A 6,360-nucleotide genomic window follows, 5' to 3' on the forward strand; every position below is an offset into this window, starting at 1 on the left:
GAATTGCAATAAAAAAAGCGAGGACGTGTCGATTCGCTGTTTACGTTTTTTTTGAAAGGCTTACAGCCTAACTTGCAACTAGTACGCGAAGTCTATACTAAAAGACCGGATTTACAGAAATTTGCGCGAATTCTAAGTTCGTGAATTAAATTACTACGAAAAGACTGAGGCGGGACCTTATTAGCCCGGCCCTTAATATCGTCACTCCCGCGAACGCGGGAGCCCAGAGTAGCGCCTTGTGCCAGCAAGCGTTCGCCGAATTGTTTTTGGCGAACGCTTATTTTTTGAGCTTAGTTGGCGGTGATAAGCTGTAAATCAGCTGATCCAAACAGAACGGGCTTTAAATGCTTTTTGTAAATGGCTGGCAACTACTTGCCATTGAATATTGCGAAAGAACGCATCGACATAATTACCGGCCGCCGCGCCGTAATCCATTTGATAAGAGTGTTCGTACATGTCCAACACCAGGATAGGTAGAGTCGCACTGGGTGCATTGGCATGATCCCACTGCCAATAATTTTCCAGCAGGCCGGTATGCAGGTTTAAACCCAAAACCACCCAGCCGGAACCGCCGCCCAGACCGGCGCCGATGTGTTTAAATTCCTTTTCCCAGGTTTCCACGGAACCGAAAGATTCGCTCAAAGCCTTACCAACTGTTACATCCGGCTTAGTGCTGCCACCCAGATTGGCAAAATACAATCGTGTAGTACCACAGGGTACGTATTAAATGTTCGCGCTTTAGATCGTTATAGATATAAGGCGGTAGCGTGGAATCTTCCAGGAAACCGGCCAATTTTTGTTTCACCGCATTCAGCGCTTTGATCGAGCCGGCATAATTGTTTTCCCAGTGGGAGCGAATCAGTTTCTCGGATATGCCGTCCAACTTCGCGGGATCGAAAGGCAGCGGTTTTATCTCCTGAACCGTATTAAATGCCGACGACAAAACGGTATTGAGGTCCGATTCGGTTTCGGCAAGACTGTTACTGCTCAGGGAAGCCAAGGCGGCACCGGCCGTGGCGGTGGCTAAGAAATCTCTCCGGGTATAGTCGTTCGTCATAAGTTCACTCCATGTTGGCTTAGCCAGGGTTTCAGAAAGCCAATAACAGCCCGGCCGCACCGCTGCAGGCGATGACCGGTATAACGCCGGCTTTGTAGCGAAACAAAGCCAGAATGGCAGCCAGGCCGATTAGTAGCGCGAAGCTGTCCAACTCGTCGCTAAACCCTCTGGGCCAGAACACGTGATAGGCAAAAAATGCGGCCAGATTCAGAATCACACCCACCACGGCGGCGGTAATGCCGGTTAACGGCGCGGTGAATTTCAAATTGTTGTGGGTCGATTCCACCAGCGGCCCGCCAGCCAAAATGAACAGAAAGCTGGGCAGGAAGGTGAAATAAGTCACGACAGTTGCCGCTACCGCACCCGCCAGAAACAGATGCTCGCTACCGAATAGTGCCTGGCTCCAGCCGGCGACGAAGCCGACGAAAGTGACGACCATAATCAGCGGGCCGGGCGTGGTTTCGCCCAGGGCCAGACCGTCGATCATTTGCGTCGGAGTCAACCAATGGTAATGTTCGACCGCACCTTGATACACATAAGGCAATACCGCATAGGCGCCGCCGAACGTGAGTAGGGCGGCTTTGGTGAAGAACCAACCCATCTGCGTCAATGCGCCGTCCCAGCCGTATTTGGCGCAAAGCCAGCCGATGACGCCACCCCAAAGGGCCAGGCCAATTAGTGCCAGATTCATCAGTTTTTTGGCATTGAAGCGGGCGTGCTCCGGTGTCGGGGTATCGTCGTCTATCAACGCCGGGCCGAAATGCTTGTTGGATTTACCGTGACCGCCGCCCAAATTGAAGTACTTGGGTGCCAGTTTTCCGCCAATGGCGCCGAGCACGCCCGCCACCAGCACGATGAGCGGAAATGGGGCATGCAATACAAAAATAGCCAGAAATGCTAGCGCCGCCATCGCCCATAGCCAGCCGTTTTTCAAAGCCCGAGAGCCGATCCGATACGCGGCAAACAGCACAATCGCGGTCACGGCGGGTTTGATGCCATATAGTACGCCGGCCACCGCTGGTAAATGCCCGTAAGCCATATAAATCCAGCCTAAGCCGATCAAAATCAACAAAGACGGCAAGACAAACAAACCGCCGGCCATGATGCCGCCCCAGCTGCGATGCATCAGCCAGCCGATATAGGTAGCCAGTTGTTGCGCTTCCGGGCCGGGCAATAGCATGCAGTAATTTAAGGCATGCAGGTAACGGCGTTCGGAGATCCAGCGTTTATTTTCCACCAGGTCCTGATGCATGATGGCAATCTGCCCGGCGGGACCGCCGAAGCTGATGAAACCCAATTTCAGCCAATACCAAAAAGCCTGTTTCAAACTCACGGACGGTGGTGGGTTGCTGAGGGCTTGATTGTCGTTCATGCGTCTGTTCCTGAAAAAGCTTGGTAAAAAGCGTCGAAAATCTTTTCGGCTTCGGACAGCAAATCATCGTCGTCGCTCCAGGTTTGCCTCATGCCGGCGATTAAAGCCTCCAGCCCGGCTGCTTCCGGAACGGCGATGCCGCCAACATCCAGATAGTGGACGATGGCGCCGATTCTATTCAATCCAGCGTTTTGGGCCAGGCCGAAACTGGCTTGCAATACTTCGTAGGTGACTTTGGCGTCGATATGGGTAAATGCGGCGCCGTCGAAATCAAAACCCAGTGCATCGGCTGGGCATTCGGCGATGTTGGCTAGCCATATAAAACGTGCCTCGTTGTCGATAAAGTGGCGGATCAACCAGGCGCTAGCCAAGCGGTCTATTTTAGGTCGATGCCGGCTGGCCCAGGTCCGGCCTTGGTAGTCGTCACGATTCAGCAATTTGATAGACCGTTGCGCGGCGCGCGGTTCATCGGGGCAAAGCGTATCGTGCAGCATGTATTCCAACTGCTCTAATGCCGATGCGGCCTGGTCACGTGCCGCACCCGGAAAAAAATCCAAACTTACCAACGCTTCGAAATCCTTGCGTAATCGGTTTAATTGCTTTTGTAGTTTGCCGGTATCTTGGTGATCGTGGTCGAATTGCCCTATGTTCGATAACAGGTTTGCGTAGTCGGCTGACCGGTCGAACAGGGATTCGAAGGTCTTTTGTTGTATTTCATCCGTGCCGTCAATCTGCAATATATGCGCAGTACCGCCCCCAGCCGCAACCTCGTCGCTGTAATACTGTAATGACAGAAGAAAGTCCGGTCGATTCGGTAACAAATACACCCCGTCGCGCAAGACCGCGCAACCCAAGGCCTTTAATCCGCGCCAGATACGCATCCGGCCGCTGGCGTTTTGGGTGGGGAGGCTGGCAATCAAGATTACCCAGGGCTTTGAATTCATATGTTCTTATATTGCAAATATGTAGAATACTCTACATAAGTTGTCATTTTGAAGTCAAATTAAATCCATTTTGCAAAGAATTTTTTTGCATGACGCCAACTTGTGCAAATTGGCGCTTTTTATGCTAGAAATCCAGTGAGGTTTATTGGTCAACTAATTGACATTAATAAGAAAAATTTTGTAACTAAGTGTTATAAAACTCGCCACGAAACAGGTATCGGACTATTATTGATGTCATCTCCGCGATTGTATTTGCGGCGTGGTTCGCAGTAATGATTTAAAAATGTGTTAAGCGATCAATGCTTAGATAGGAACCCGATTTGCTGTAGCCGATTGTTAATCGCGGCGGTAATTTTGGCCGCTGCCGGCTGATAGCTTAGACCGAGCGGGTTGGACAAGCTTCTGTAGAAGAAGGGTTTGTTCGCCGAGCTCATAATGCCAACTTTGGAACAGGAGGAAATCATGAAAGCCCATGATTTTTCGTTTCTAAAGCAGTCCAAACCAATTTCCGCCTTTATCGGCGGTTTGCTAGCTATTTGTACGCTAAACGTCCTTGCGGACGCGCCGCTACCGGAAAGCTTCGACACACCTTCCGCGTTAATTCTGACCCCTTCGGATCAAGCGCTGACAGCAGATGCCACTGATAGCTCGAATCTTTTGTTGAGTAATGCCGGGCGCGGCACGGCAAACCTTAAACCGAGTGAAAAACGCAAAAGCCGGCCGGTGAACTTGGGCTGCGGTGTTGATGTGAACCAATTTCCCAGTGAAGACAATTCGCTGTCTAGTCGATTCGTTGGGGCATGCGATTTGAAGCTTCGCTACTGAAATTAGGTATCTGTCGGTCTGGCGAGGCTAGGTCTGAAGTTTAAGTTTTACGCATGGAAATGCGCTTAGCCGACCAAATGTTGGATTTGCTGGCTGGTGATCGCGACGGTATTTAATTTGCGGATTTGCGGTTCGATGCCGTCGAAATTACCGCGAAACTCCATCAGGCGCAACTCGGCTTCAACATCGGCTACTTCCAATAGGTTTTTCAGGAGCTTATCCTGCATTTCTCGCAAGCCGCGCTGCCGGCCGAAATAACCTTCCAGGCATTCGCCCACCAGCATGAATGCCGCCGCAAACACCGTCAATACTGCAAACGCCAGTACCAACTTTGGGATGCCCTGGGTCAAGGCCGCTATCAATGCCCCGGCCGACAAGGTGGCAATGGTGCTGCCGATCAGACGCAAGCGCACCGAACCTCGCAAACGCGCGCTCAGCAAATTATAAATACTCAAACACTCCTGCTTGACCAGGCCTTTGGTGCTCATGGCTAAATCGACCAGCAACTGCGATTGCGACGCGCTGTCTTGCCCCAATAATTTTCCGGGCCTGAGGGTTTCGGTGTAACCAGGATGTTTCGCGCAAATTTGATCCAGCAATTCCGGTCTTAACCTGCTCAGCAGATTGACCAGGGCCTGGATATCAAGAGCGATTGAGTCAAGCATGCATATCTCCGCCGGGGCGTGTAAATGGACAACGGGCTCAATAATAACCGGGCTTGGCTATTGCGGGCACTGTTTTTTCGGCATTCCGCAAGTTTAGGAGAATTGGTGCAAAAGCCAAGGAGATAAACTTTGCTAAAGCAAGTGGCTTTAGTTTTAAACGATTAGACGGGGCTGAGACATGATAAGGATACGCGATTAAGTCCTTCGACTGGCTCAGTGCCCACAGGTTTATTGATTCCGTTCGTGGTGCGTTTGTCGAAATGGGCTAAGCAGAAGATCCACCACAATAGCGACCGTATTTGTCGCTTATGCCCCTATTCTAGCTCCAATCAAAATATTGTCGCTTTGGAGTCAGTCATGCTTAAAAACGCTTTCCCTGCTTTTATGCGGCCTATACGCAGCACTCGCGGGCGCAGATCAGAACAGTTCGACGCATATCAGCGCTTGGCGGCAATCCACCTATTGCGGCTTGTATTAAATATGCAGGGAAGCCTGAAACGAATCCAGTCATTGCGTTTTATTATGAACGACATACTCAGTATCCTGTTATTGGACGAAGCAGACAGTTTGCTAGGCGACCGCAACTGTGCCCACAGAAGCTGGGAAATTACCCAGGTTAACGAAATGCTCACCCAGATGGAAACCTTCTCCGGTATTTTCATTTGTAACACCAACCGGATGGATAAGTTGGATGCGGCATCCTTACGGCGCTTTGATTTCAAGGTGAAATTCGATTACCTCAGCCCCAATCAACGCTGGCTATTGTTCCAACGGGAATGCCAACGACTTCGCGGACAATTACCGTCCAACCCGGAAAACTTGGCTATATTCAAACAGCAAGTCCAGCGGCTGACCAACTTCACTCCGGGTGACTTTGCCGTGGTCAGTCGGCAAGTCGCGGTGTTACGGGAAATTTCACAGCCGGAAAGAATGATTCAAGTGCTGGAGCAGGAGTGTGAGGCGAAGGGGGAGGCGTTCGCGCAAATTGGGTTTGTACGTTAGTTTCGGTAAAAAATTGGTAGTATCAATTTGGCTTTGGAGAAGAATATTATGCTATTAGAGAAAACAGCAGCGGAAATTAACGATATCGTTGAGCGATTAGGAAATAGCCCAATGAAAGAAAAGTCTCATGGGATTCATAAATTTAAAGGAATGAAAATAATTGATGCCGCTAAAAACCAAGCAGCAGATTTTTTAAATGTTGAAAGACACATAATTCCTGCTATTACGTTGATGGATGTCGTTCTTGCAGCAAACAGAGATTACAACAGACAAGTGCAACCACACATAGCAAGAATAAAAGAAGATTACACCCATCTAACTTTCAAAGACCTTCAAAAAATGTTATCGACAAAAGATTATAAAGAATTTAAAAATGTATGGGGTCATAAAGATGAAAAAAAATACAATACATTAAAGACCCTAGTTGAAAAAATATTGACTCTTGGCGATTCTGTTTCAATTAACGAAGATTATGACCTGAATCCGTGACTCCAC

At 49.6% G+C, this 6,360-nt stretch carries 8 protein-coding genes; 3 read left to right on the forward strand and 5 right to left on the reverse strand.

Going from position 1 to position 6,360, the window contains the following annotated elements; translation table 11 throughout:
- Nucleotides 1–315: 315 nt before the first annotated feature.
- From A1332_RS25840 to A1332_RS01930, 4 genes are read right to left on the reverse strand one after another with little or no spacing between them, the layout of a single operon-like run.
- A complete protein-coding gene (locus A1332_RS25840) occupies nucleotides 316–642 on the reverse strand; it encodes a Fe-Mn family superoxide dismutase (RefSeq protein ID WP_231890184.1) in 327 nt (108 codons plus the stop codon).
- Between the two features lie 25 nt (nucleotides 643–667).
- The gene (locus A1332_RS25845; protein ID WP_231890185.1) at nucleotides 668–1,057 is read right to left on the reverse strand and encodes a twin-arginine translocation signal domain-containing protein; all 390 of its coding nucleotides are present in this window, start codon (nucleotides 1,055–1,057) and stop codon (nucleotides 668–670) included.
- Between the two features lie 31 nt (nucleotides 1,058–1,088).
- Entirely contained in the window at nucleotides 1,089–2,429 is a 1,341-nt protein-coding gene (chrA, locus tag A1332_RS01925; protein ID WP_064006887.1) for a chromate efflux transporter, read from the reverse strand.
- Nucleotides 2,426–3,373, reverse strand: coding sequence for a chromate resistance protein ChrB domain-containing protein (locus A1332_RS01930; RefSeq protein WP_064006888.1), 948 nt, complete (start codon nucleotides 3,371–3,373; stop codon nucleotides 2,426–2,428). Before A1332_RS01930 ends, chrA begins: the two co-directional genes overlap by 4 nt.
- Nucleotides 3,374–3,835: 462 nt before the next feature.
- Here A1332_RS01930 and A1332_RS01935 point away from each other — a divergent pair, with 462 nt between their 5' ends.
- On the forward strand, nucleotides 3,836–4,198 hold the full coding sequence (locus A1332_RS01935; RefSeq protein ID WP_157203920.1) for a hypothetical protein: 363 nt from the start codon (nucleotides 3,836–3,838) through the stop codon (nucleotides 4,196–4,198).
- 65 nt (nucleotides 4,199–4,263) lie between these two features.
- Here A1332_RS01935 and A1332_RS01940 read toward each other — a convergent pair whose 3' ends face one another.
- Complete coding sequence (locus A1332_RS01940) at nucleotides 4,264–4,863, reverse strand: hypothetical protein (protein ID WP_064006890.1); 600 nt, start codon at nucleotides 4,861–4,863, stop codon at nucleotides 4,264–4,266.
- A 522-nt stretch (nucleotides 4,864–5,385) separates the two neighbouring features.
- On the opposite strand from A1332_RS01940, the gene A1332_RS01945 reads away from it, so the two are divergent.
- Nucleotides 5,386–5,865, forward strand: coding sequence for an AAA family ATPase (locus tag A1332_RS01945; protein WP_197491371.1), 480 nt, complete (start codon nucleotides 5,386–5,388; stop codon nucleotides 5,863–5,865).
- Nucleotides 5,866–5,913: 48 nt separating this feature from the next.
- On the forward strand, nucleotides 5,914–6,354 hold the full coding sequence (locus A1332_RS01950; protein ID WP_064006892.1) for a hypothetical protein: 441 nt from the start codon (nucleotides 5,914–5,916) through the stop codon (nucleotides 6,352–6,354).
- The last annotated feature ends 6 nt before the right edge of the window (nucleotides 6,355–6,360 follow it).

Source organism: Methylomonas methanica, from assembly GCF_001644035.1.
In the GTDB taxonomy this organism is placed as follows: domain Bacteria; phylum Pseudomonadota; class Gammaproteobacteria; order Methylococcales; family Methylomonadaceae; genus Methylomonas; species Methylomonas methanica_A.

Bases quoted from the DNA above. Each gene is read 5' to 3' on its own strand.
- A1332_RS25845 (WP_231890185.1), bottom strand. From the start codon at position 1,057: ATGACGAACGACTATACCCGGAGAGATTTCTTAGCCACCGCCACGGCC.
- chrA (WP_064006887.1), bottom strand. From the start codon at position 2,429: ATGAACGACAATCAAGCCCTCAGCAACCCACCACCGTCCGTGAGTTTG.
- A1332_RS01930 (WP_064006888.1), bottom strand. From the start codon at position 3,373: ATGAATTCAAAGCCCTGGGTAATCTTGATTGCCAGCCTCCCCACCCAA.
- A1332_RS01935 (WP_157203920.1), top strand. From the start codon at position 3,836: ATGAAAGCCCATGATTTTTCGTTTCTAAAGCAGTCCAAACCAATTTCC.
- A1332_RS01940 (WP_064006890.1), bottom strand. From the start codon at position 4,863: ATGCTTGACTCAATCGCTCTTGATATCCAGGCCCTGGTCAATCTGCTG.
- A1332_RS01945 (WP_197491371.1), top strand. From the start codon at position 5,386: ATGAACGACATACTCAGTATCCTGTTATTGGACGAAGCAGACAGTTTG.
- A1332_RS01950 (WP_064006892.1), top strand. From the start codon at position 5,914: ATGCTATTAGAGAAAACAGCAGCGGAAATTAACGATATCGTTGAGCGA.